This window comes from Micromonospora sp. SD19, from assembly GCF_054462275.1.
In genome coordinates, this window is record NZ_JBTLMN010000012.1 from 75,157 (window position 1) to 98,695 (window position 23,539).

25 protein-coding genes and 1 pseudogene are annotated in these 23,539 nt (G+C 73.0%); 5 read left to right on the forward strand and 21 right to left on the reverse strand.

Features of this window, described 5'->3' with window-relative positions:
• Window positions 1-50: 50 nt before the first annotated feature.
• Both ACX27O_RS29200 and ACX27O_RS29205 read left to right on the forward strand, forming a co-directional pair.
• A complete protein-coding gene (locus tag ACX27O_RS29200) occupies window positions 51-926 on the forward strand; it encodes a terpene synthase family protein (protein WP_245233685.1) in 876 nt (291 codons plus the stop codon).
• 137 nt (window positions 927-1,063) lie between these two features.
• Window positions 1,064-2,890 carry an AMP-dependent synthetase/ligase gene (locus ACX27O_RS29205; RefSeq protein WP_030334453.1) on the forward strand — a complete coding sequence of 609 codons (1,827 nt, stop codon included), beginning with the start codon at window positions 1,064-1,066 and terminating at the stop codon, window positions 2,888-2,890.
• Window positions 2,891-2,935: 45 nt separating this feature from the next.
• Here the strand turns inward: ACX27O_RS29205 and ACX27O_RS29210 are convergent.
• Both ACX27O_RS29210 and yczR read right to left on the reverse strand, forming a co-directional pair.
• Window positions 2,936-4,352, reverse strand: a pseudogene (locus ACX27O_RS29210) (low temperature requirement protein A).
• Window positions 4,309-5,763: a MocR-like transcription factor YczR gene (gene yczR / locus ACX27O_RS29215; protein WP_030334455.1), complete on the reverse strand. Its 1,455-nt coding sequence runs from the start codon at window positions 5,761-5,763 to the stop codon at window positions 4,309-4,311. The pseudogene ACX27O_RS29210 and the gene yczR overlap by 44 nt, the downstream one beginning before the upstream one ends.
• 59 nt (window positions 5,764-5,822) lie before the next feature.
• Between yczR and yczE the strand changes: the two genes are divergently transcribed.
• A complete protein-coding gene (gene yczE, locus ACX27O_RS29220; RefSeq protein ID WP_357636379.1) occupies window positions 5,823-6,524 on the forward strand; it encodes a membrane protein YczE in 702 nt (233 codons plus the stop codon).
• Window positions 6,525-6,625: 101 nt separating this feature from the next.
• The gene (locus ACX27O_RS29225; RefSeq protein WP_030334457.1) at window positions 6,626-7,087 is read left to right on the forward strand and encodes a hypothetical protein; all 462 of its coding nucleotides are present in this window, start codon (window positions 6,626-6,628) and stop codon (window positions 7,085-7,087) included.
• Window positions 7,088-7,092: 5 nt separating this feature from the next.
• Here the strand turns inward: ACX27O_RS29225 and hisF are convergent, their stop codons facing one another.
• The 12 genes from hisF to hisD all read right to left on the reverse strand — a co-directional run bounded on the left by hisF (window position 7,093) and on the right by hisD (window position 15,305).
• Window positions 7,093-7,860 (reverse strand): imidazole glycerol phosphate synthase subunit HisF, encoded by a 768-nt coding sequence (gene hisF, locus ACX27O_RS29230; RefSeq protein WP_030334459.1) that lies wholly within the window; start codon window positions 7,858-7,860, stop codon window positions 7,093-7,095.
• A 73-nt stretch (window positions 7,861-7,933) separates the two neighbouring features.
• Window positions 7,934-8,932, reverse strand: coding sequence for an NADP-dependent oxidoreductase (locus ACX27O_RS29235; RefSeq protein ID WP_210860671.1), 999 nt, complete (start codon window positions 8,930-8,932; stop codon window positions 7,934-7,936).
• Between the two features lie 47 nt (window positions 8,933-8,979).
• Entirely contained in the window at window positions 8,980-9,411 is a 432-nt protein-coding gene (locus tag ACX27O_RS29240; protein WP_030334464.1) for an organic hydroperoxide resistance protein, read from the reverse strand.
• A 5-nt stretch (window positions 9,412-9,416) separates the two neighbouring features.
• Window positions 9,417-9,863 carry a MarR family winged helix-turn-helix transcriptional regulator gene (locus ACX27O_RS29245; RefSeq protein ID WP_030334465.1) on the reverse strand — a complete coding sequence of 149 codons (447 nt, stop codon included), beginning with the start codon at window positions 9,861-9,863 and terminating at the stop codon, window positions 9,417-9,419.
• 80 nt (window positions 9,864-9,943) lie between these two features.
• Entirely contained in the window at window positions 9,944-10,333 is a 390-nt protein-coding gene (locus tag ACX27O_RS29250) for a RidA family protein (RefSeq protein ID WP_030334468.1), read from the reverse strand.
• Window positions 10,330-11,055 carry a bifunctional 1-(5-phosphoribosyl)-5-((5-phosphoribosylamino)methylideneamino)imidazole-4-carboxamide isomerase/phosphoribosylanthranilate isomerase PriA gene (priA, locus tag ACX27O_RS29255; protein WP_030334470.1) on the reverse strand — a complete coding sequence of 242 codons (726 nt, stop codon included), beginning with the start codon at window positions 11,053-11,055 and terminating at the stop codon, window positions 10,330-10,332. Before priA ends, ACX27O_RS29250 begins: the two co-directional genes overlap by 4 nt.
• A 14-nt stretch (window positions 11,056-11,069) precedes the next feature.
• Window positions 11,070-11,393, reverse strand: coding sequence for a hypothetical protein (locus ACX27O_RS29260; RefSeq protein ID WP_030334472.1), 324 nt, complete (start codon window positions 11,391-11,393; stop codon window positions 11,070-11,072).
• Between the two features lie 36 nt (window positions 11,394-11,429).
• Entirely contained in the window at window positions 11,430-12,062 is a 633-nt protein-coding gene (gene hisH, locus ACX27O_RS29265; protein WP_358134435.1) for an imidazole glycerol phosphate synthase subunit HisH, read from the reverse strand.
• A gap of 13 nt (window positions 12,063-12,075) precedes the next feature.
• Complete coding sequence (locus ACX27O_RS29270) at window positions 12,076-12,246, reverse strand: hypothetical protein (protein WP_167337319.1); 171 nt, start codon at window positions 12,244-12,246, stop codon at window positions 12,076-12,078.
• A gap of 58 nt (window positions 12,247-12,304) precedes the next feature.
• Window positions 12,305-12,916 carry an imidazoleglycerol-phosphate dehydratase HisB gene (gene hisB, locus ACX27O_RS29275; RefSeq protein ID WP_458940424.1) on the reverse strand — a complete coding sequence of 204 codons (612 nt, stop codon included), beginning with the start codon at window positions 12,914-12,916 and terminating at the stop codon, window positions 12,305-12,307.
• Window positions 12,913-13,986 carry a histidinol-phosphate transaminase gene (locus ACX27O_RS29280; protein WP_458940425.1) on the reverse strand — a complete coding sequence of 358 codons (1,074 nt, stop codon included), beginning with the start codon at window positions 13,984-13,986 and terminating at the stop codon, window positions 12,913-12,915. Before ACX27O_RS29280 ends, hisB begins: the two co-directional genes overlap by 4 nt.
• Window positions 13,983-15,305 (reverse strand): histidinol dehydrogenase, encoded by a 1,323-nt coding sequence (hisD, locus tag ACX27O_RS29285; protein ID WP_357636390.1) that lies wholly within the window; start codon window positions 15,303-15,305, stop codon window positions 13,983-13,985. Before hisD ends, ACX27O_RS29280 begins: the two co-directional genes overlap by 4 nt.
• Before the next feature lie 106 nt (window positions 15,306-15,411).
• On the opposite strand from hisD, the gene ACX27O_RS29290 reads away from it, so the two are divergent.
• Window positions 15,412-16,116 (forward strand): LON peptidase substrate-binding domain-containing protein, encoded by a 705-nt coding sequence (locus ACX27O_RS29290; protein ID WP_210861638.1) that lies wholly within the window; start codon window positions 15,412-15,414, stop codon window positions 16,114-16,116.
• Here ACX27O_RS29290 and ACX27O_RS29295 read toward each other — a convergent pair.
• The 7 genes from ACX27O_RS29295 to ACX27O_RS29325 all read right to left on the reverse strand — a co-directional run bounded on the left by ACX27O_RS29295 (window position 16,031) and on the right by ACX27O_RS29325 (window position 23,533).
• Window positions 16,031-16,861 carry a DUF2567 domain-containing protein gene (locus ACX27O_RS29295; protein ID WP_357636395.1) on the reverse strand — a complete coding sequence of 277 codons (831 nt, stop codon included), beginning with the start codon at window positions 16,859-16,861 and terminating at the stop codon, window positions 16,031-16,033. The genes ACX27O_RS29290 and ACX27O_RS29295 overlap by 86 nt on opposite strands.
• A gap of 56 nt (window positions 16,862-16,917) precedes the next feature.
• The gene (locus tag ACX27O_RS29300) at window positions 16,918-18,597 is read right to left on the reverse strand and encodes a MinD/ParA family ATP-binding protein (RefSeq protein ID WP_458940426.1); all 1,680 of its coding nucleotides are present in this window, start codon (window positions 18,595-18,597) and stop codon (window positions 16,918-16,920) included.
• Window positions 18,598-18,692: 95 nt separating this feature from the next.
• Window positions 18,693-19,724 carry a hypothetical protein gene (locus ACX27O_RS29305; RefSeq protein ID WP_030334486.1) on the reverse strand — a complete coding sequence of 344 codons (1,032 nt, stop codon included), beginning with the start codon at window positions 19,722-19,724 and terminating at the stop codon, window positions 18,693-18,695.
• 42 nt (window positions 19,725-19,766) lie between these two features.
• On the reverse strand, window positions 19,767-20,711 hold the full coding sequence (locus tag ACX27O_RS29310; protein WP_030334488.1) for an RluA family pseudouridine synthase: 945 nt from the start codon (window positions 20,709-20,711) through the stop codon (window positions 19,767-19,769).
• Window positions 20,708-21,322 carry a signal peptidase II gene (gene lspA, locus ACX27O_RS29315; RefSeq protein ID WP_279518187.1) on the reverse strand — a complete coding sequence of 205 codons (615 nt, stop codon included), beginning with the start codon at window positions 21,320-21,322 and terminating at the stop codon, window positions 20,708-20,710. Before lspA ends, ACX27O_RS29310 begins: the two co-directional genes overlap by 4 nt.
• A gap of 64 nt (window positions 21,323-21,386) precedes the next feature.
• Window positions 21,387-21,806, reverse strand: coding sequence for a TraR/DksA family transcriptional regulator (locus ACX27O_RS29320; RefSeq protein WP_030334492.1), 420 nt, complete (start codon window positions 21,804-21,806; stop codon window positions 21,387-21,389).
• Between the two features lie 227 nt (window positions 21,807-22,033).
• Window positions 22,034-23,533, reverse strand: a complete 1,500-nt coding sequence (locus tag ACX27O_RS29325; RefSeq protein WP_210866151.1) for a potassium/proton antiporter — start codon at window positions 23,531-23,533, stop codon at window positions 22,034-22,036.
• Between the last annotated feature and the right edge of the window lie 6 nt (window positions 23,534-23,539).

Here is a 23,539-nt window from a genome sequence, read left to right on the forward strand (position 1 = left end):
CGCTGCGGGAACCGCCGTTCCCCACGGGGCGCCATGGTGCCACGGACCAAGTGGCGAGTGAGAGCATCGAGTGGGCACGCACGTTCGGGCTGGTCGATTCCGGCCAACGTGTGTACCGGCTGGAACGGGCCGACGCCGCCGGCCTGGCCGGCCGCGCCTGCCCGGACGGCTCGGTGGAGGGGCTTCGGCTGCTCACCGACCTGATCAGCTGGCTCTTCGTGATGGATGACGCCTGCGACGAGGACGGCCTCGGCGCCGACCCGGCGCGGTTGGGACCGGCGATCAGCACCCTGCTCGACGTGCTCGACCGGTGCGGTGACCCGGACGTGGCACCGCCCGCCGTCGGGCCCCTGGGTGACGCGCTGCACGACCTCTGCCGCCGGACCCGGCTGCACGATCACGCCGGGCTGCTCCTGCGGTTCGTCAGCCAGATGCGGGAGTATCTGTTGGCGCTGCTCTGGGAGGCGGGCAACCGGGAACGTCGGCGCGTGCCCGAGATGGCGGAGTACGTCCAACTGCGCCGGCACATCGGCGGTGTGCACCCCTGCCTCACCCTGACCGACCTGGCGTCGAGGCGACCCTCCGGGCCGACCCAACGCGCCGACCCGGGCCTGGCCACCCTCGACCTACTGGCGGTGGACCTGGTCTGCTGGTGCAACGACCTGTTCTCGTACGGCAAGGAGAGTCAGGCCGACCCGGACGCGCACAACCTGGTCACGGTGATCGCCCAGGACAGCGAGGCGGACGAGGCGACCGCGCTGCGGAGCGCGGCGCACCGGTTCAACCAGGGTTTGGCGACGTACCTGGACGCGGAGGAGGCGCTCCGCGCCACCGGCGACGACCGGCTGCGCGACGCGTTGGTGGTCCGGCGCAACTGGGTCCGGGCCACCTACGACTGGTCAGTGGTGGCTGCCCGGTACGCCTGATCGACCGTACCGGTTGGTGGGATGGGACGGCCGGACGATCACCAGGGCTAGCCGATGCATGGCGACAGGCAATACTCTTCGGTAACCATCATGACGTGACGACCGTCACGCCACCACCCCCGAAGGCGGCTACAGCGATGGCTCTCGATGTACCGTACCGCTCCATCCCGGACATGTTTCTCAAGCGCGTGGCGGCCACCCCCGACCGAAACGCGTTCGCATCCCCGAACCCCGACGACTCGGGGCCCGTCTGGCTGACCTGGGCGCAGGTCGGTCAGCGCGCCAAGGCGGTCGCCGCCGGCCTGCACGGCCTGGGCGTCGGCCAGGAGGACCCGGTCGCGATCCTCGCCAACACCCGGCTGGAGTGGGTGATCGCCGACCTCGGCATCATGTGCGCCGGCGGCGCGACCACCACCGTCTACCCGACCACCGAGCCGACCGACGCGACGTACATCATCGCCGACTCCGGTTCCAAGGTGCTGTTCGCGGAGAACCCGGCCCAGGCGGCGAAGATCGCCGGGGCGACCCTGCCCGCGCTCACCCACGTGGTGCTCCTCGACGGTGCCGCCGACCCGACCGCGGCGATCGCGCAGCTGACGCTCGCCGAGCTGGAGGAGCGCGGCGCCCAGGCGCTGGCCGCCGAACCGGATCTGATCGACATGCTGGTGGCCGGCATCGGCCCGGACCACCTGGCCACCCTGATCTACACCTCCGGCACCACCGGGCAGCCCAAGGGCGTCGAGCTGCTGCACGGCGGCTGGTGCTGGGAGGCGGTGGCGCAGGCGGACGTGGGGCTGCTACGCGACGACGACCTGCAGTACCTGTGGCTGCCGCTGGCTCACTCGTTCGGCAAGACCCTGCTCTGCGGCGCCATCCACGTCGGCCTGCCCACCTACGTCGACGGCCGGGTGGACAAGCTGGTCGACCTGCTCTCGGTCATCCGTCCGACGCTGATGTGCGGCGCTCCCCGGGTGTTCGAGAAGGTCTACAACAAGGCGGTGACCACCGCGCAGGGTGCCGGCGGCGCGAAGGCGAAGATCTTCGGCTGGGCGGTCGGCATCGGCAAGGAGAAGGTCACCCTTGAGCAGGCCGGCAAGCCGGTGCCGGCCGGGCTGAAGCTGCGCTACGGGTTGGCCGAGAAGCTGGTGTTCAGCAAGCTCCAGGCCCGCCTGGGCGGCCGGATGCGGGTGCTGGTGTCCGGCGCCGCGCCCCTCAGCCCGGAGATCGCCACCTTCTTCGCCGCCGCGAACCTGCCGATCTCCGAGGGCTACGGCCTGACCGAGACCAGCGCGGGCAACTTCGTCAACCCCCCGGCCGGGCTGCGGATCGGCACCGTGGGCCGGGCGATGGGCGACCTCGAGTGCAAGATCGACACCGACGGGGAGATCCTGGTCCGTGGTCGGCCGGTGATGCGCGGCTACCACAACCTGCCGGAGGAGACCGCCGCCGCGTTCACCGAGGACGGCTTCTTCCGCACCGGTGACATCGGCACCCTCGACGAACAGGGTTACCTGCGCATCACCGACCGTAAGAAGGACCTGGTCAAGACCTCGGGCGGCAAGTACATCGCGCCGTCGCACATCGAGGGGATGTTCAAGGCCATCTGCCCGTACACCTCGCAGGCGGTCGTCGTCGGTCAGGCCCGCAACTTCTGCACGATGCTGGTCACCCTGGACCCGGACGCGATCCGCGGCTGGGCCGCCGGCGGCCCCCTCGAAGGGCGCAGCTACTCCGAGATCGTCGCCTCGGCGGAGGCCCAGACGATGGTCGAGGAGTACGTCGCCCAGCTCAACGCCAAGCTCAACCGCTGGGAGACGATCAAGAAGGTGGCGATCCTGCCGCGCGACCTGACGATCGAGGACGGCGAGATCACCCCGTCCTTGAAGATCAAGCGGCGGGGCGTGGAGAGCAACTTCGCCGCCGAAATCGACAAGATGTACGCCGGCACCCTCGCCGAGCTCTGACGCCGTCGAGGGCCCCGTGCCCGGCTCCCGGCCGGCACGGGGCCCTCACAGGTGGTGGCCCCGCCACCTCGTCTGGTCCTCCTCCACGGCGAGCTGCTCCGCCAGCGCCACCTCGCGGACCCCGCGTCGGCGCTGGGCGTCGACGATCGTCTGCGCCCCCACTGCCAGCCAGGCGGCCACGGCCAGCATGGTCAACGCGGACAGCTCGGGCAACGACCCGGCCACCGGCACCAGCACGAGCAGCAGCAGGATTCCGCCGATCGTGGGCCAGCGGGGGGCGGCGAGCATCTTCCGGCCGAGCACGATGAGCGCGAGCAGATAGAGCGCGACCCCGCCGTAGAGCGCGAGCAGGTCGAAGCCCGGCAGCGGAACCCCCCAGTTCGGCGTGCTGACGTCGGCTTCGTCGTTGATCAGCCCCTTGAGTCCGAGCGCGAACAGGATGACGCCGGCGATGACCGGCAGGTGCAGGTAGGTGTAGGCGTCGCGGGCCAGGGCGGCGCGGGCGACGGGGTCGCGGGTCCGGTGCAGAGTCTGTTCCATGCCGAGCGCCAGGGTGTCGAAGTAGGCCCACCACAGCGCTGCGGCCACCGCGATGCCGAGCACTGCGGCGATCAGCGCCGGCCAGGTCAGCGGCAGGCCGGCGCTGCCGCCGGGAGCGAACCCGAGCGCGATGATGGCCTCGCCGAGGGCGATCAGGACGATCTGGCTGTGCCGCTCCGCCCAGTGCCCGGCGGAGAGCACCGTCCACCCGGTGCCGCGCAGCGCCAGCCCGGCCCCGTACTCGACGGCCAGGGCGGCGAGCCACAGCGCCAGCCGGAACACCCCCTCGGCGGTGCCGTCGAAGAGCCGCTGCGGCACCAGGGCGGCCACGACGATGAGCGACGTGGCGAGCACCACCGGCAGGGCGAGCATCCGCCAGCGTCGACGCACGTCCCGGTCCCGACGGCCCAGCCACAGGAAGATGGACGTCTCGCCGACCCGGACCAGGAAATAGCCGGCCGCGAAGACCAGCGGGCCGGGCAGCCCACCGGGACGGTCGGTGAACGCCTTCGGCAGGCTCAGCGCCAGCACGAAGGCGGCGGCCATGGTGGCGAAGCCGACCAGCGGGACGATGCCCTGGTCGGTACGGACCAGGTTGCCCAACACGGCGAATCCCGTCCAGCACCACCAGGCACCGGATCAGCCCGGCAACCGTCGGATTGCCGGCGGTGACGGTGGTGACGTTCAGAAAGGCGAAGACGAAGATCAGGTCGTAGAAGAGTTCGAGGCGGGTCGCCCGGGAGCCAGGCGCGCTCCGCTGGACCCCACGCACTCCCGCGCCCTCGACCACCAGGAGAGTGTGGCAGCCGGACCAGGTCGGATGACATATTCCCGGCATAACGGTGCCGGCGGATGCCCCTGGTGTGTTCGGTGCCGGCTCAGGCGATGACGGCCGGCTCGCGCCACCGCTGACGGGCGGCACGGTCCAGGTCGTAGCGGATCGCCGCGATCCGCCCGACGGCCTCCACGAGGTCCGCTGCGGGCAGGGTGAACGGCAGCCGCAGGAAGCGCTCCAGGGTGCCGTCCAGGCCGAACCGGGGGCCGGGCGCGAGTCGTACGCCGACCTCCTCCGCGGCGCGGGCCAGCGCGCTGGAGACCGGGCCGTCCAACTCGGCCCACAGCGTCACGCCACCGCGTGGCACGGTGACCCGCCACTCGGGCAGTTGGTGCGCCAGCGCGCCGAGCAGGGCATCACGCTGCACGGCCAACTGGACGCGGCGGTCGGCGACGATGGCCTCGGCGTCGGCGAGCAGGTGCACCGCGACCAGTTGGTCCAGCACCGGGCTGGCCATGTCGACTCCGACCCGCACGGCGGCCAGTCGCTGCACCTGCGGCGCGGACGCCCGCACCCAGCCGATCCGCAGGCCACCCCAGTAGGGCTTGCTCATCCCCCCGATGCTGATCACCCGACTGTGCCGGTCGTAGGTGGCGACCGGGGGTGGCGGCTCGGTGCCGTCCATCGACAGGTCCACGAACGACTCGTCGATGACCAGGTCGGTGCCGACCGCGTGCGCGGCGGCGACCACGCGCTCGCGCAGCGCGGCGGGCATCAGGTGCCCGGTCGGGTTCTGGAACTCCGGAATCAGGTACGCCAGCTTCGGCCGGGTCTGCCGCAGACTGCCCAGCAGCAGGTCGGGCTCCCAGCCGGCGTCGGCGGCCAGACCGTGGGTGGTGATCCGGGCCCGCCGGCCGGCCAGCGCGGCGAGGGCGTTGGGGTAGGTCGGGGACTCGACCAGCACGGTGCCGCCCGGGGCGAGGGCGAGCCGCAGCACCAGGTCCAGTGCGTGCTGGGTGCCGCTGGTGACCATGATCTGGTCGGCCGAGGTGGGCAGACCCCGGGCGCTGTACGCGTCGGCCACGGCCTCACGCAGCTCGATGATGCCGGTCGGGTGGTAGCCGGCCCCGCTCAGGTAGCGGGGCAGGTCCTCGGCGGCAGCCCGGGCGGCCGACAGCAGCTGCGGCGGGGCGGCCAGCGCCGCGACGCCGAGGTCGAGCATCTCCCGGTCGTCCAGCGGGGTCCACAGCCCGGTGCTGGCCACCCGGTGGTTGCCGGGCAGCATCGTCCAGCTGCCGGCGCCTCGGCGGCTGGCCAGGTGCCCGCTCTCGCGTAGCTGCCGGTAGGCAGCGGTGACAGTGGTCCGGCTGATCCGCAGCGCCTCGGCCAGTTCCCGTTCGGCCGGGAGGCGGACGCCCAGCGGCAGACGGCCGTCGGCGAGCAGCCCGCGCACCGAGCCGGCCAGCGCGGCGTAGTCGGGGCTGCGTCGCCGACCCGGGAGCGCATGCCACTGCCCGAGCAGACGGGCCAATTGGACACCGCGTACCTGCCCAGTCATGGCCACTCCTCGGATATTGGCTTCTTCCTCGATGAGGATTGGCACCTAGGGTGGCATGCATGGCACTGCTTGGCAATCTGCGGCACCGGCCGGTTCGACGGCTGGTCCAGCTCTACCTCGGGCTCACGCTCTACGGCGTCAGCATGGCCCTGATGATCCGCTCCGATCTGGGCCTCGACCCGTGGGACGTGTTCCACCAGGGGCTCTCCGAGCTGACCCGGCTCTCCTTCGGGACGGTCACCATCGGCGTCGGCGCGCTGGTCCTGCTGCTCTGGATCCCGCTGCGGCAGCGGCCCGGCCTCGGCACGGTCAGCAACGTCGTGGTCATCGGTCTGGTGGTGGACGCCACGGTGGCCCTGCTGCCGGAGGGTGGCCCGCGCAGTGTCCGGATCGCGATGCTGATCAGCGGGATCGTCGCCAACGGCGCCGCCACCGCTCTGTACCTCGGCGCCCAGTTGGGCCCCGGCCCGCGCGACGGCCTGATGACCGGGTACGTGGCCCGCCGGCCCGGCCGGTCGGTCCGGCTGGTGCGCACCGTCATCGAGGTCACCGTGCTGGCGCTGGGCTGGCTGCTCGGCGGCACGGTCGGGGTGGGCACCGTCGCGTACGCGTTGGCCATCGGTCCGTTGGCCCAGTTCTTCATCCCGCTGTTCGCCGTGCCGGAAGCTCCGGCACCCGAAAGCGCCGTGCCGGAGGGCGGCACACCCGACAGCCCCGCACCGCCACCGGGCAGTCCCGCGCCGGTCACCCCCGCCGGCTGAAGCCTCACCGACCGTCCGCGAACCGGTACGTGGTGGTGGTGCTGCACACCGGTTGGCGGGTGGGTGTTCCCTTCCGCGACGCGCGCCGTCATCATCTCTGCATGGGGGAGAACGGTTGGCGCTGGACGGACGCCTGGATCTTCGTGTCGCTCGTCATCGCGAGCGGCGCCGGACGGCACCGTCGGTCGGCGACAAGCCGACGACCGGAGGGCGTTCGCCTGGCCGACGTGCTCTCCACCGCCGACCACCTCAACCACGCGATCCCGCAGCGGCACGAGGTGGAGGCCGCGGTCCAGCGGCTGGTCGGCGCCGGGCTGGTCAGCGTCGCCGACGGCTGGTTCCGGATCACCGCCGAGGGTGAGACGCTCTGGCGTACCCGCCCGCGCGCGGGTGTGGCGACCATGGTGGACACCGTGCAGGGTGTGTTGACCCGCCGGCACGCGCCCGGCAGCGCCGACTGGATCCTGGACGAGGCCGACCACGCGGCGGCTGTCCAGGAGTACGCGGTCCGTTCGATCCCCACCCCGCGTCGGTCACCGGAGGGGCACTCCGGCGAGCGCTGAGCGGCTCAGCGCACCGGGTGGCCGTCGAGGCGCAGCGCGTCCTTGACCTCGGCGACGGTCAGCTCGCCGAAGTGGAAGACGCTGGCGGCGAGCACCGCGTCCGCGCCGGCGCCGATAGCGGGCGGGAAGTGGGCCACCTCACCGGCACCCCCGCTGGCCACCACCGGCACGTCCACCACCGCCCGCACCGCGGCGATCAGCTCCAGGTCGAAGCCCGCCTTGGTGCCGTCGGCGTCCATCGAGTTGAGCAGGATCTCCCCCGCGCCCAACTCGGCGCTCCGGTGTGCCCACCACACGGCGTCGATGCCGGTGCCGCGTCGACCCCCGTGCGTGGTGACCTCGAAGCCGCTGGGCGTGGCACCGGTCGACGACCGACGCACGTCGAGGGAGAGCACGAGCACCTGCCGGCCGAACCGGTCGGCGATCTCGGCGATCAGCTCCGGCCGGGCGATGGCGGCGGTGTTGACGCCGACCTTGTCCGCCCCGGCGCGCAGCAACGTGTCCACGTCGGCGACCTGCCGGACCCCACCGCCGACGGTCAGCGGGATGAACACCGACTCGGCGGTGCGGCGCACCACGTCGAGCATGGTGCCGCGGTCGCTGGAGGACGCGGTGACGTCGAGGAACGTCAACTCGTCAGCGCCGGCCCGGTCGTACGCGGCGGCCAGCTCCACCGGATCGCCGGCGTCCCGCAGGTCGAGAAAGTTGACCCCCTTGACCACCCGCCCGGCGTCCACGTCCAGACAGGGGATCACCCGTACCGCCACCGTCATGCCGCGAGCCTATCCTCCGCCCGCGGCACGGCGGTCGACCCGATCGGGTCGACCGCCGTGAACGAGGCCTCGGTCACACCTTGACGAGCATCTTGCCGAGGTTGTCGCCGCGCAGCAGGCCGAGGAACGCCGCCGGGGCGTTCTCGATGCCGTCCACGATCGTCTCGTCGTAGGACAGCGTGCCGTCGCGCAGCCAGCCCGCGACGTCGCGCACGAACGCCGGCCGGACGTCGTGGTGGTCGTTGACCAGGAAGCCGCGCAGGGTGAGCCGCTTGCCGATGACCAGCGCCAGGTTGCGCGGCGCGGGCGACGGCTCGGTGGCGTTGTACTGGGAGATCATGCCGCAGATCGCGGCTCGGCCGTGCAGGTTCATGGCCGAGATCGCGGCTTCCAGGTGGTCGCCGCCGACGTTGTCGAAGTAGACGTCGACGCCGTCCGGGGCGGCCGCGCGCAACGACTCACGGACCGGCCCGTCGTGGTAGTCGAAGGCGGCGTCGAAGCCCAGCGCCCGCAGCCGCTCGACCTTGGCCGGCGAGCCGGCGCTGCCGATCACCCGGCCGGCGCCCTTGAGCTTGGCGATCTGGCCGACCAGGCTGCCGACCGCACCGGCCGCGGCGGAGACGAAGACCGTCTCGCCGGGCTTCATCGCGGCCACCTCCAGCAGCCCGGCGTACGCGGTCAGCCCGGTCATGCCGAGCACGCTCAGGTACGCGCTGACAGGGGCGACGTCCGGGTCGACCTGACGGGCGGCGGTCGCGTCGAGCAGCGCGTACTCCCGCCAGCCGAGCCCGTGCTGGACGGTGGTCCCGACGGCGATGTCCGCCGCCTCGCTGGCCACCACCTCGCCGATCGCGGCCCCGTCGAGCGGCGCGTCGAGCGCGTACGGCGGCACGTACGACTTGACGTCGTTCATCCGTCCGCGCATGTACGGGTCGACCGACATGAACTGGTTGCGGACCACGATCTGGCCCGGTCCGGGCGTCGGGACGTCGGTCTCGACGAGCCGGAAGGTGTCTTCGGTGGGCCAGCCCTGGGGGCGGCTGGCCAGGTGGATCTCGCGGTTGCCGGTCACTGGATGGTTGTCCTCTCGTCCGCGGGTGGGGGCCGGGTGCCGCGGTGTCACGCGGGCAGGGTCTCGCGGACGGTCAGCGTGACGTCGACGTTGCCACGGGTGGCGTTGGAGTACGGGCAGACCTGGTGCGCCTGCTCGACGAGCTGCTCGGCCACCTCGCGGGACGCGGCGGGAAGGTCGACGACGAGCTGCACGGTGAGCCCGAAGCCGCCGCTGCCGTTCGGGCCGATGCCCACCTCGGCGGCGACCACGGAACCGGTCACGTCGGCCTTGGCCCGGCGGGCCACCACCCGCAGCGCGCTGTGGAAGCAGGCCGCGTAGCCGGCGGCGAAGAGCTGCTCGGGGTTGGCCGCACCGCCGGCACCGCCCATCTCCTTCGGCACGGCCAGGTCGAGCGCGACAGTGCCGTCGGAGGTCTCGACGTGGCCGTCCCGGCCGTCGCCGGTGGCGGTAGCGGACGCGGTGTAGAGAACCTGCATGGTGCTCACTGCTCCTTCTGTCGGTGGATGGTGTCGGTGACCCGGGTGAGGGTGTCGCGCAGCGCCACCAACTCGCCGAGGCCCAGCCCGGTGGCCTGAGCGATCCGCAGCGGGACGTCGCAGAGCTGCTCGCGCAGCGCCCGGCCCTGCTCGGTGAGGCCCACCTCGACCCGCCGCTCGTCGCGGGCCGACCGCCGCCGCACCACCAGGCCCGCCCCCTCCAGCCGCTTGAGCAGCGGGGAGAGCGTGCCGGAGTCCAGCCGCAGCTCGGCGCCCAGCTCGGACACCGTGGGGGCGTCGTCGGGACGCTCCCAGAGCACCAGCAGCACCAGGTACTGCGGGTAGGTCAACCCGACCTCGTCGAGGATCGGCCGGTAGACGTCGGTCAGTGCGCGCGACGCGGCGTAGAGCGCGAAGCACACCTGCCGGCGCAGCACCAGGTCATCGGTCACCGTTGAAAAGTAGCTCACAATTAAGTTGTGCACAACTTATCTGTCCGTGAGCCGGCCGGCAGGCCGACCGGACGCGTGCCTCAGCGATCGCCGAGGTACGCCTCCAACTCCACCTCGACCAGATGCTCCGGGTCCAGCAGACCGGCCACCACCACCAGGGTCGCCGCCGGCCGGACCGCACCGAAGACCGCGTTGTGGGCCCGACCCACCTCGTCGGCGTGCGACCGGTCCGTCACGTACATCCTCGTGCGCACCACATCGCCCGGCTCCGCACCCACCTCGGCGAGCGCGGCCAGCCCGATCCGCAGCGCCTGCGCGGTCTGCGCGGCCGGATCACCCACGTGCACCACCCGGCCGTCCACCGTCGCCGTGCACCCGGCCGTCCAGGCCCGCTCACCGGCACGGACCACCCGGGAGTAGCCGTAACGCTGCTCCCACGGGCCACCCGACCCGAGCCGGGTCGTCGTCACGCCTGCGCCAACGTCCGCAGCGCCTCGGCCACCGTGAAGGCACCCGCGTAGAGCGCCTTGCCAGCGATGACACCCTCCACCCCGACCGACTCCAGGGTCGCCAACGCCCGCAGGTCGTCCAGAGTGGACACCCCACCGGAGGCGATCACCGGCCGGTCGGTACGGGCACACACCTCGCGCAGCAGATCCAGGTTCGGCCCGCGCATGGTGCCGTCCTTGGTGATGTCGGTGACCACGTACCGGCTCGCGCCCGCCTTGTCCAACCGCTCCAGCACCTCGTACAGGTCACCGCCGTCGCGGGTCCAACCCCGCGCCGACAGGGTGTGGCCCCGCACGTCCAGCCCGATGGCCACCCGGTCGCCGTACTCCGCCACCACCCGGTCACACCAGACCGGATCCTCCAACGCGGCGGTCCCGATGTTCACCCGGGCCGCCCCGGTGCCCAGCGCCGCGCGCAGCGACTCGTCGTCCCGGATGCCACCGGAGAGTTCCACCTTCACGTCCAACTGGCGCACCACCTCCGCCAGCAGGTGCGCGTTGGTGCCCCGACCGAACGCCGCGTCCAGGTCGACCAGGTGGATCCACTCCGCGCCGTCCCGCTGCCAGGCCAGCGCGGACTCCAACGGGTCACCGTAGACGCTCTCGCTTCCGAGGGCGCCCTGCACGAGCCGGACGGCCCGGCCGTCAGCGACATCGACGGCGGGTAACAGGGTGAGGCTCACGGTCTTCTCCTCGATCAGGTACGACGGTCCAGGGCGATCACGACGATCGCCGGCAGTACGAGCAGCAAGAGCACGATCAGCGCGATACGCAACGCCAGGTTGTCAACGAACGTCCAGATCAGGATCAACGCCGCGCCGGTGAGCAGCACGATCGCGGCCCGCTCACCCCGACTGTGCCGGGCCAGCCGCCCGGAACGACCCCGCCGCAGCCGCGGCGTCAACCGACGGACCACCGCCCGACGGCGCTGCCGGCGAGCGACCTGGCGCTGCCGGACCGCCCGCTCCCGGGCCTGCTCCGCCTCCCGCTGCGCCCGCCGGCGGGCCCGCTCCCGGCTCACCGCGACACCCGCCGACCGGGCACCGCGCGACGACGCTCACCCACCGTTGGGCAACGTGGCGAGCCAGTTGCGCAGCAACGCGGCACCGGTCTCGGCGGACTTCTCCGGGTGGAACTGGGCCGCCGACAACGAGCCACGCTCCACCGCCGCGACGAAGTCCGTGTCGTGGTGGGCAATGGTCACCGTGGCCCCCGCGGCGGCCAGCGCCGCCGGGTCGCCCATCGCGTACGAGTGGACGAAGTAGAAACGGCTCTGCTCCGGCAACCCGGCGAACAGCACCGACTCCCGGGGAGCCCGGACCGTGTTCCAGCCCATGTGCGGCAACCGGGCGGCAGCCAGCCGGGTCACCCCGCCGGGCAGCAACCCCAGCCCCTTGGTCACCACGCCGTGCTCGTCACCGTGCTCGAAGAGCACCTGCATGCCCACGCAGATGCCCAGCACCGGCCGGCCAGCAGCCACCCGCTCGGCGATCACCGGACCGGCGCCCAACGCCTCGATCCCCGCCATGCACGCCGCGTACGCGCCCACACCCGGCACCACCAGACCATCGGCGGCAGCCGCGGCGGCCAGGTCGTCGGTCACCCGGACATCCGCTCCGGCGGCGGCCAGCGCCCGCTCCGCCGAGCGCAGGTTGCCCGAGCCGTAGTCGAGCACCACCACGTCACTCATGCCGTCACCCCGATCATCCGTTCTCCGGCAGCAGCCGCAGAACCCCGGCGACAGTGGCGAGCACCGCGAGCGCCGCGGTGACGAACACGGCGACCTTCGGCGCGCCCTGCCGGTAGAGCGACCAGGTGCCACCCACCAAGACCCCGGCCAGGATCAACAACAACGTCGGCAACGCCGCACCCATCAGAGCCACCGTCCATTCGCGACTGCGGGGCTCCGCTGCGCTGCACTCCTCGCGCTCATCAGAGGGCACCCTTCGTGCTCGGGATCGCACCTGCCGAACGCGGGTCGATCGAGGTCGCCTCGCGCAGGGCGCGGGAAACCGCCTTGAACTGTGCCTCCACCACGTGGTGCGCGTCCGGGTGACCGCCCGGCCGGGCCGCCCGCAGCACGTCCACGTGCAACGTGACCCGGGCCGTCTGGCCGAAGGACTCCCAGATGTGCCGGGTCATGCTGGTCGCGTACACCGGACCGATGTACGGGGCGAGCACCGGCTCGTCGTGCACCACGTACGGCCGACCGGAAAGGTCCACAGCGGCCCGGACCAGCACCTCGTCCATCGGCACCGTCGCCGAGCCGTAGCGCCGGATGCCGGCCTTGTCGCCCAGCGCCTGGTCGAACGCGGCACCCAGGGCGAGCGCGGTGTCCTCGATCGTGTGGTGCGCGTCGATCTCCAGGTCGCCCACGGTGCGCACGGTCAGGTCGAAACCACCGTGCCGGGCGATCTGGTGCAGCATGTGGTCGTAGAAACCGACGCCGGTGCTGATCTCGGCGGCACCGGTGCCGTCGAGGTCGATCTCGACGAGGACCTTGGTCTCCTTGGTGATCCGCTCCACCCGGGCGGTCCGGCTCATTGAACAGTCTCCATCGCAGAAAGGAAGGCGTCGGTCTCGGCGGCGGTGCCGGCGGTCACCCGCAGCCAGCCGGGAAGGCCGACGTCACGGACCAGCACCCCCTGCGCCAGCAGGGCGTTCCAGACTACGGTCTGGTCGCCGCCCACCTCGAAGAGCACGAAGTTGGCGTCACTGTCAGCGACCCGCAACCCCCGCTCGCGCAGCGTCGCCACGATCCGGTCCCGCTGCGCCATGATCGCGCTCACCGTACCGAGAAGGGCATCGCGGTGGGCCACCGCCGCGCGGGCGGCGGCCTGGGTGAGCGCGGAGAGATGGTACGGCAAACGGACGAGCTGCACCGCCTGCACCACCGCCGGGTCGGCGGCCAGGTAACCCAGCCGGCCGCCGGCGAAGCCGAACGCCTTGCTCATCGTCCGGGTGACCACCAGCCGCGGGTGCCCGGGCAGCACCGCGAGGGCGCTGACCGTCCCGGGCCGGGCGAACTCGGCGTACGCCTCGTCGACGACCACCATGCCGGGCGCGACGTCGAGCACCGCGGCGATCACCGCCGGGTCCAGTGCCGTGCCGGTGGGGTTGTTCGGCGAGCAGAGGAAGACCACGTCCGGCTGGTGCTCGCGGACCTGGGCGACCGCCTCCTCGGCGGTCAACCCGAAGTCGACGCCGCGCTCGGCGGGCACCCAGCGGGTGCTGGTGCCGAGGGCCAGCAGCGGGTGCATCGAGTACGCCGGAACGAAACCGAGCGCGCTGCGCCCCGGACCGCCGAACGCCTGCAACAACTGCTGCTGGATCTCGTTGGAGCCATTGGCCGCCCACACCTGCTCGACGGTGAGCCCGTGCCCGAGATATTCGGCCAGGTCGGCGCGGAGCGCCACCGCGTCCCGGTCCGGGTAGCGGTTCAGCTCGCGCAGCTCGGCCGCGACGGCCTTGCTGATCGCCTCGACCACCGGCTCCGGCACCGGGTGGGAGTTCTCGTTGGTGTTGAGCCGCACCGGCACGTCCAGTTGCGGCGCCCCGTACGGCGACAGCCCCCGCAGGTCGCCGCGGATCGGCAGGTCGTCCAGGCCGCTCACGCCGACCCTCCCGGGAAGCGGGCCTGGACCGCCTGGCCGTGCGCGGGCAGGTCCTCCACGTTGGCCAGGGTGACCACGTGCGGGGCCACATCGCGCAGCGCGGCCTCGGTGTATTCGATCAGGTGCACGCCGCGCAGGAAGGACTGCACGGACAGTCCGGAGGAGTGCCGGGCACAACCGCCGGTGGGCAGCACGTGGTTGGAGCCGGCGCAGTAGTCGCCGAGCGACACCGGCGACCACGCGCCCACGAAGATCGCCCCGGCGTTGCGGACCCGCAGCGCCCACTCCCGGGCGTCGGCCGTCTGGATCTCCAGGTGCTCGGCCGCGTACGCGTCGACCACCCGCAGCCCCGCCTCGAGGTCGTCGACCAGGACCACGCCGCTCTGCTCACCGGTCAGCGCCGTGGTGACCCGCTCGGTGTGCTTGGTCGCCGGCACCTGCCGGGCCAGCTCCGTCTCGACCGCCTCGACCAACGCCACCGACGGGGTGACCAGCACGCTCGCGGCGAGCGGGTCGTGCTCGGCCTGACTGATCAGGTCGGCGGCCACGTGCGCCGGGTCGGCCGTGTCGTCGGCCAGGATGGCGATCTCGGTCGGACCGGCCTCGGCGTCGATGCCGACCACGCCGCGCAGCAGCCGCTTGGCGGCCGTCACCCAGATGTTGCCGGGCCCGGTGATCAGGTCGACGGGGTCGCAGCGCAGCTCACCCGCCGGGTCCACCGCCGCGCCGTACGCCAGCATCGCCACCGCCTGGGCCCCGCCCACGGCGTACACCTCGTCGACGCCGAGCAGCGCGCACGCGGCGAGCACCCGGGGGTCGGGCAGGCCGCCGTTGTCCTTCTGCGGCGGGCTGACCACCACCAGCGAGCGCACCCCGGCCGCCTGGGCGGGCACCACGTTCATCACCACCGTCGACGGGTACATCGCCAGGCCGCCGGGCACATAGAGGCCGACCCGGTCGACCGGCAGCCACCGCTCGGTGACCGTACCGCCGGGCACCACCTGGGTGGTGTGGTCGGTGCGCCGCTGGTCGGCGTGCACCCGACGGGCCCGGGCGATGGACTCCAGCAGCGCGGCCCGCACCGCCGGGTCGAGCACCCCCTCCGCCTCGGTGATCGCCTCGACCGGCACCCGCAGCACCTCCGGGGAGATGCCGTCGAACCGGACACTGGCCTCCCGGATCGCTGGGTACCCATGCTCACGGACGGCCTCCACCAGGGGCCGGATGCGCTCGACGGCGACGGACACGTCGAGCTGGGCGCGGGGCAGCAGACGGCGCGGGTCTCCGAGACCGTCGCGCAGGTCGATCCGATTCAGCACCCTTGCGAGTCTAGGCGGCCGACCGGAGGTCCACCCGAGCCGCCCGTCCGCCGGGACGGTGAGCCGGGCCACGCCCCGGTGGGCGAGATTGGTTAGGCTCGACCCTGTGACCGCACGGCTGCCGGTGTTCCCGCTCGCAACGGTGCTCTTTCCCGGGTTGGTGCTGCCGCTGCACATCTTCGAGGAGCGCTACCGGGCGCTGGTCCGACACCTGGTCGGCCTGCCCGAGGGCGCCCCGCGTGAGTTCGGCGTGGTGGCCATCCAGGCCGGCTGGGAGGTGGCGCCGGCCGGTCCCGGCGCCCGGGCGACGCCGGGCGTCGGCGAGGTCACCCTGCATGAGGTGGGCTGCACCGCCGAGCTGCGGCAGGTGACCGAGCTGGCCGACGGTGGTTTCGACATCGTCACTGTCGGCCGCCGCCGGTTCCGGATCGCCGAGGTCGACGACAGCACCGAGCCCTACCTCACCGCAGACGTGGAGTGGCTGCCCGACCCGGGTGGCCCGGACGAGTTGGCCGACCTGCTGGCCGCCCGGGTGATCGCGGTGTTCCGGCAGTACCTCGGCCTGATCCGCTCCGACCCGGAGGAGATCTCCGAGCAACTGCCGGAGGACCCGACGGTGCTCTCGCACCTGGTGGCGGCGACGGCGGCGCTCACCGTCGACGACCGGCAACGGCTGCTGGCGATCGACGACACCGCCTCCCGGCTCCGCGCCGAGCTGCGGCTGCTCAACCGCGAGGCGGCTCTGCTGCGTCAGGTGCGGGCGGTTCCGGTGCCGCTGGCGGAGCTGGCGTCCCCGCCGACACCCAACTGAACTCTCCCGGCTCGGGTTCCGGGCGCAGCCCCGGCCACCGTGACCAGCCGGCCAGCAGGGTGTACATGACCGCGGCCCCGAACGCCGGCAGCAGCAGGTTGCCGTGCGGCACCGGCAGCACCCCGAGCAGCCAGTCCACCCCGCCGGCGCGCAGGTCGGCGGGCTTGTTGAAGGCCTGCCCGGCCGGGGCGGTCACCAGTAACCGGTCGAAGGTGGCCAGGCCGATCCGCCGTCCCACCTGCCAGGCCACCGGCGCGGCAACCAGAGTGCCGAGCACCGCGGCGACCAACCCGACCGGGCCCCGCCGCCGACGCAGCACGACCCACACGGCGAGCGCCACGAGCAGCCCGAAGGCGAGCCCGAGCAGGCTGAACCAGCCGTCGGCGGCGATCGGCTGCTCCGGTTGCGGCTCGGCGTAGATCGCCCCCTCGGCGGTCTTCAGCACCGGGGTGTCCGGCGCGAGCGCGGCCCAGAGCAACCCGAGCGGGACACCCAGCGCGGCCAGCGCGAGCACGGCGCCCACCACCGTCGCCACGGCCCGCAGCGGACGACGCGGTTCGTCGAACCGAAGTTCCAAGGAGCTCTGGTACGCCGCCGAGGTGGGCGGCTGACCTGGGTCGAACCCATCCGGCGCCGCCCCGGGCGACGGGTCGGCCTGCGGCGGATCCGCTTCCGGCGTGCGGGGTGGCGCGGGTCGGTCGGGCTCGTCGACGGGCCGCTCACTGTCGGGGTTGTCCGGGCTCACCCGATGATCCTCTCAGGCCCGGTGCGGGACCGGGGCTCCGGTGGCGGCAGACCAGCTCACCGGGCGAACGGCTCCACCATCATCGCCGCGGCCCGCAGCCACGCCTGCCGGGTCTCCGGCTGGAGTTGGTGGTACTCGATCGACGACCCGGTCTCCAGAGCCGGGTCGTACGGCACGACGGCGACGCCACGGGTGCGGGTGGCGAAGTGCCGCTCCAGGTCGTCCTGGAGCGTCGAGCGACCCGGGGTGGGGCAGGAGATGAGGGTGATCGCGTTGTCCGCCAACTCACCCATGCCCTCCTCGTGCAGCAGGTCGAGCATCCAGTCCGCGCTGAACGCCGCGTCCTCCCGGGGCACCGTGGTCACCACCAGCTGGTCGGCGGCCTGCATCACGGTGCGCCAGTTGGGGCTCTCCACGTTGTTGCCGGTGTCCACGCAGACCACGTCGTGGGTACGCCGCAGCAGCTCCAGCACCCGCCGGACGGTGAACTGGTCCAGTCGTTGGGCGAAGCGCGGGCTCTCCTCGCCGGCCAGCACGTCGTACGAGCCGTCGGAGGCGTGCCGCAGATAGTCGTCCAGCCGGTCCAGCAGGGTCGCGCCCTCCAGGATCTCGATCTGGGCCAGGTCGCTGATCAGGTGCCGGATCGTCCGGGCGTGCCGGGCGCTGCCGGCGCGCAGGCCGAGGGTGCCGCGCAGTTCGTTGTCGTCCCAGGCCAGCACGCCCTGGCCGCGGACACTGCCGACCGTCGCCGCGGCGAGCACTGTGGCGGTCGTCTTGTGCACGCCGCCCTTGGGGTTGGCGAAGGCGAACACCCGGGGCGTGCCCAGGTCCCGCTTGAGCACCCCGTTGGCGCGTTCCTGCTCCTGGTCGACGGCCTGCGGCCGCCACTCGATCCGGGCCGGGTAGGCACGTTCGGCGACCGCCGAACCGATCGCCGGGGCGGGTGGCGGAGTGACCGGCGGGACGACCGGCGGTGGCGGGGCGACGACCGGCGGCGCAGCGACGACCGGCGGCGGGGCGACCGGCGGTGGCGCGGCCGCCGGGTAGCCGGTTTCCGGCTGGTAGCCGGTCTCCAGCAGGGCGTACCGCGACTCGACCGGCGGTTGACCCGACCGGTAGCCGTTGTCCAGCAGGGCGTAGCGCGACGGGACCGGCTCGGATCCGCGGGCCGGCGGCTCGGGCTCGGCCCGGTACGTCGGCTCGGCCCGGTAGCCCGGCTCAGCCCGGTACTCCGGCGTGACGCGGTAGTCCGGCTCGGCGCGGTAGCCGGGATCGGCGCGGTAGCCCGGCTCGGCCCGGTAGCCGGGTTCGGCGCGGTAGTCGGGCTGCTCGGTCCGGTACGCCGGCTCCGCGCGGTAGTCCGGCTCGGCCCGGTAACTCGGCTCGGCCCGGTACGCGGGCTCCGCCCGATAGTCCGGCTCGGCCCGGTAGTCCGGCTCCGCGCGGTACGCGGGCTCGGCCCGGTAGGCCGGGTCGACCCGGTAGCTCGCCTCGGCCCGGTAACCGGGCTCCGCGCCGTACGACAGGTCGGCGGGATGCCCGATGGCCGGTGCCCGCCCGGCGTACCCGTTCGGGGCCGCCCGCCGGGGCAGCGGGTCTGGCGGCGGCTCCTCGCCGCGCCGCTCGGGCTCGGTCTGCTCGGCGCCGCGACCGCCCAGCCGGGCTCGGTCCAACAACGCGCGCCACCGCGGCGCTGGTTCGGCCGGCCGGCCCCAGCCGGTCTCACTGCCCTCCACGGCCCGCCCTCCCAGCGCCATCGATCTCTGTCTGACAGGCTACGAACCCAACCCTATTCGGACCACACCTCAGAGCGCACACCAGCCGGCGCAGATCACGACGACGGCGACGGCGACGGCGGCTCGGCGACGGTGGCGTCCGGCGAGGTGGTGACGCTCGGCGGCGTCGACTCGGTGGGCTCCGGCTCCGACGGTTCGGGTGACGGGGTCGTCACGGCTGGTGCGGGTTCCGACGATTCGCCCACGGTCGGCGAGGGCGCCGGTGCGCTGATCAGTGGCGCGGGCGGCTCGGACCGGGTCGGTGTGGGGCTCGGCCCGGTGTCGGCCGGTGGGCGTACCACGTCGCGCTGCTCGGGCAGGGGCGGCGTGAAGACCGTGCGGTCCAACCGGTACACCTCGGGGGCGGGGTCGACGGCCCGTACGTCCGGCCGGGTCGCGACGCCGCGCAGCGCCACCGGCGTCGCGCGGACCACCGCCGCGTAGACGCAGGCGCAGCCGGCCCGGTAACCGGCCGCCTCGGCGGCGGCCACCTCCGCGCCGCTGGTGTACTGCTCCCGCAGCTCCCGCTCGCCCTCCCCGTCGCCGTCGACCGCGGCGGCCCTGGCCCGGTAGTCGGCGGCCTCGGTCTCCTTGCGGGCCGCCACCTGTCGCATTCCGGCGACCACGTCGTCGGGCACCCGCATCGCGGGGATCTTGACGATCTCGGTCTGCCGGCCAGGCAGCGGAACCCGCCCGAAGACGGTCGACACCCCGACGTCGCCGAGCACCGTCGCCAGCCGCTGCGGAGGCAGGTACGCGTCGAGCGTGACCAGCGCGTACGTCGTGCCCTCGGCGGCCGGGGTGGACGCCGGCAGCGCCGCCAGGTCGGCCGCGGCCGACCGCAGGTAGGCGGGGACCGAGTCGCCGTCGACGACGCCGACCCGGGTCACCTCACCGACCGTCCGGTCGCCGACCGGGGCGTCATCGACGGCCCAGACGGCGGTGCCCAGCACCGCCGCCGCGGAGAGCACGGCGGCCCAGCTGAGCACGCCGAACCGCGCCGACCGGTCGCCCAGCCGGGCCACGGCCCGGGTCAGCGGCGGCAGCAGCCGCTGGTCCAACTGCCGCAGCAGGTTGCCGGCGCGCACGGGCGGGATCCCCTCTGTGGATCGGTGTCGGGCGGTCGCCGCTCAGTCACGCAGGATCTGGAGCGCACGGTCCAGGTCGTCAGGGTAGTCGCTGACGAACCGGACCTCGTCCCCCGTTCGGGGGTGCAGGAAGCTCAGTTCGCGGGCGTGCAGCCACTGTCGGGACAGGCCGAGACGGGCCGAGAGGGTGGGATCGGCACCGTAGGTGAGGTCACCCACACAGGGGTGCCGCAGGGTGGAGAAGTGGACCCGGATCTGGTGCGTCCGGCCGGTCTCCAGCCGGACGTCGACCAGGCTCGCCGCCGGGAACGCCTCCAGGGTGTCGTAGTGGGTGATGCTCGGCTTGCCGCCGGAGACCACCGCCCACCGGTAGTCGTGGGTGGGGTGCCTGTCGATCGGCGCGTCGACGGTGCCCCGCAGCGGGTCCAGGTGACCCTGCACCACCGCGTGGTAGCCCTTGTCGACCTCGCGGTACTTGAAGGCCCGCTTCAAGGCCGTGTACGCCTGCTCGCTCTTGGCCACCACCATGATCCCGGTGGTGCCCACGTCGAGCCGGTGCACCACGCCCTGCCGCTCGGCGGCGCCGCTGGTGGAGATGCGGTGCCCGATCGCGGCAAGCGCGCCGATCACCGTCGGCCCGGTCCAGCCGGGGCTGGGGTGCGCGGCCACCCCCACCGGCTTGTCGACCACCACGATGTCGTCGTCGGCGTAGACCACGCGCAGGCCGGGCACCGCCTGCGGCACCACTGTCGGCGGTGCGACCGGGGCGGGCAGCGTGACGTCCAGCCAGGAGCCGGCCTTGACCTTGTGCGAGTTGGGCCGGGCGGCGCCGTCGACCAGCGCGTCTCCGGCGTCGACCAGGGCTGCGGCGGCGGTGCGGGAGAGCCCGAACAGGCGGGACACGGCCTGGTCCAGGCGCATGCCGTCGAGGCCGTCCGGAACCGGAAGGGAACGGTGGTCGCCGCCAGCGGCGAACGCGGAGGTCATGCCCGCTCCCGCTGCTCGGCGCCCGACGCGGCGTCCGTGGTGGCCGGGTCGTCGTCGCGCCCCGCCCGCCGGCCGTCACGCTGCCGGCCGGTCAGCTCCAACAGGACGGCCAGCAGCACACCGCAGACCAGCGAGCTGTCGGCCAGGTTGAACACCGGCCAGACCTGACCGTACGGGTCGAAGAGGCTGATCATGTCGACCACGTGCCCGTGGAAGGGGGACGGCGCCCGGAAGATCCGGTCGACGAGGTTGCCCAACGCGCCACCCAGCACCAGGCCGAGGGAGACCGCCCAGGGCAGCGAGCGCAGGCGCAGTGCCATCCAGACGATCCAGCCGACCACACCGATGGTGATCAGCGGGAAGACCCAGGTGTGGTCGGCACCGATGCTCCAGGCCGCGCCGCTGTTGCGGGTCAGGCTCAGGTAGACGAACCCGCCGAGCAGCCGGACCGGTTCCCGGTCGGTCAGCGCGGCCAGCGCGAGGTGCTTGGTGACCAGGTCGGCCAGCAGGGCCACCAGGGCGACTCCGGCCAGAATCGCGACGGCCCGGGGCCGGCGTTTGCCGCCGCCCGGGTCGGTGCGGCCGGGTTCGGCGGACGGTGCTGCGGTCATGCGCTCCCCATCGACAGTCTTGGCGGTGATCGCTCACCGTCTCATCGCCGCCGGGGAGCGGACCTCAGCGCCGCTCCTCCAGCTGCTTGCACGTCACACACAGGGTGGCCGACGGGAAGGCGGCGAGGCGCTCGACCGGGATCGGGTTGCCGCACCGCTCGCACCAGCCGTAACCACCCTCGTCGAGACGCTCCAGAGCGCGCTCCACCTGCGTGATCCGTTCCAGAATGCTGTTGGCGAGAGAGATCTCCTGCTCCCGCTCGAGCGTCTTGGTGCCCGTGTCGGCCTGGTCGTCCCCGGCCGAGTCGGTCAGCCGATCGCGCTGCAGCTCGGTGATCTCACTCAGCGTCTGATCGTACTCGGCACGAAGCTCGTCCCGCCGCGCCGCCAGCGCCGCCCGGATCTTCTCGGTCTCGGCCGTGCTGCGGGTGGCCTTGGCCACCGGCTTGCGCCCGGCGGTCCTGGTGTCGGCTGGCTTCGCCATGGGGTCGCTCCCTCGGCCGGGGAACCGCGCGGTCCGCGGCGCCTGGGTCAGGGGGCGCCGCCCAGGGCGTCCCCTATGTACGAAAAGGGGCGCGCGGCGACGATGGCCGCGCACTCCGGAGGTTGGCAAGAATACGGAACGTACAGGCGTCCGACAACGTGCCGCACCGTCGCACCGTCTAACAGCCCCGAGCCCTGCCAAACTGGGGCAAAGGGAACGCTAGCAGATCAATTGACCACCTCATCCCCGTACTCACCAAACCATCGGGCCAGGTGACCCCGCCGACTGACCGCCCGCAACCGCCGTTCCGCGGCGTCCCGCACCCCGGCGGTCGCCACGATCAGCAGACTGTCGCCGGTCTTCAACCGGGTGTCCGGTGCGGGCACGAAACCCACCCCGTCGCGCAGCACCAGGGTCACCGACGCGCCCACCGGGAGCCGCAACTCGTCGACGTGCACACCCGCCAGTCGCGAGCCCGGCGGCACCTCCACCTGGAGCAGATCCGCCCGCATCCGCTCCAGCGGCGCGGTCTCCACATGAATCTCGGCGGCCTCGGCCGGCGCGGTCACCCGCAACCAGCGGGCGAACGACCCCAGCGTCCCGGTCTGCACCAGCGTGAAGATCACCACCAGCACGAAGACCACGTCGAAGAGCCGCTCCGCGCCGGGCACCCGCTCGGAGAGCGGAATGGTGGCCAGCACGATCGGCACCGCCCCGCGGAGCCCGGCCCAGGACAGGAACGCCTGTTCTCGAAGCCCGACCCCGAACGGCAACGCCGAGACGGCCACCGACAGCGGTCGGGCCAGCAGCACCAGCGCCAGCCCGGCGACCACCGCGGGCAGCACCGCCGCGTCCAGCCGGCCCGGCGAGGCCAGCAACCCGAGCAGCACGAACAACCCGATCTGGGCGAGCCACGCCAGCCCGTCGGCGAAACCGAGAATCGCCTGCCGGTGCGACAGGCGGGCATTGCCCAGCAGCACCCCGGCCACGTAGACGGCGAGGAAACCCGAGGCGTGCAGAACCGCCCCTGCGGCGTACGCCAGCACCGTGATGCCCACCGCGGCGATCGGGTAGAGCCCGGCCGAGGGCAGGGCCGCCCTGCGCAGCGCCCAGGTGCCGGCGACACCCGCGCCCACCCCCACCGCCGCGCCGACGCCCAGCTCGTAGCAGACCAGCGCGACCTCGTACCACCACGGGTGCGAGAAACCCCGGTGGGACAGCAGCACCACCAGCAGCACCACCGGGGCGTCGTTCATCCCCGACTCGGCCTCCAGCGTCGCCACCAGCCGGGGCGGCAACCGCAGCCGGCGCAGGGTGGCGAAGACGGCGGCCGCGTCGGTGGACGAGAGCACCGCTCCGTAGAGCAGCGCCAACCGCCAGTCCAGCCCCAGCAGCAGGTGCACGGCGACGCCGACCACCACGATGCTGACGATCACGCCCACAGTGGAGAGCGCGGAGGCCAGCCCGAGCACCGGTCGCAGCGTGGTCCACCGGGCGGTGAGGCCGCCCTCCGCGATGATCACGATCAGCGCGCAGAAGCCGAGGGTCCGGGTCAGCTCGACGTCGTCGAAACGGATGCCCAGCCCGCCCTCGCCGATCGCCACACCCAGTGCCAGATAGACCAGGAGGCTGGGCACGCCGAGGCGGGTGGAGAGTCGCACCGCGCCGACCGCTACCAGCAGCACCGCCGCACCGAGCAGCAGCGCGATGTCCAACCCGGGGGTCACGGCTGC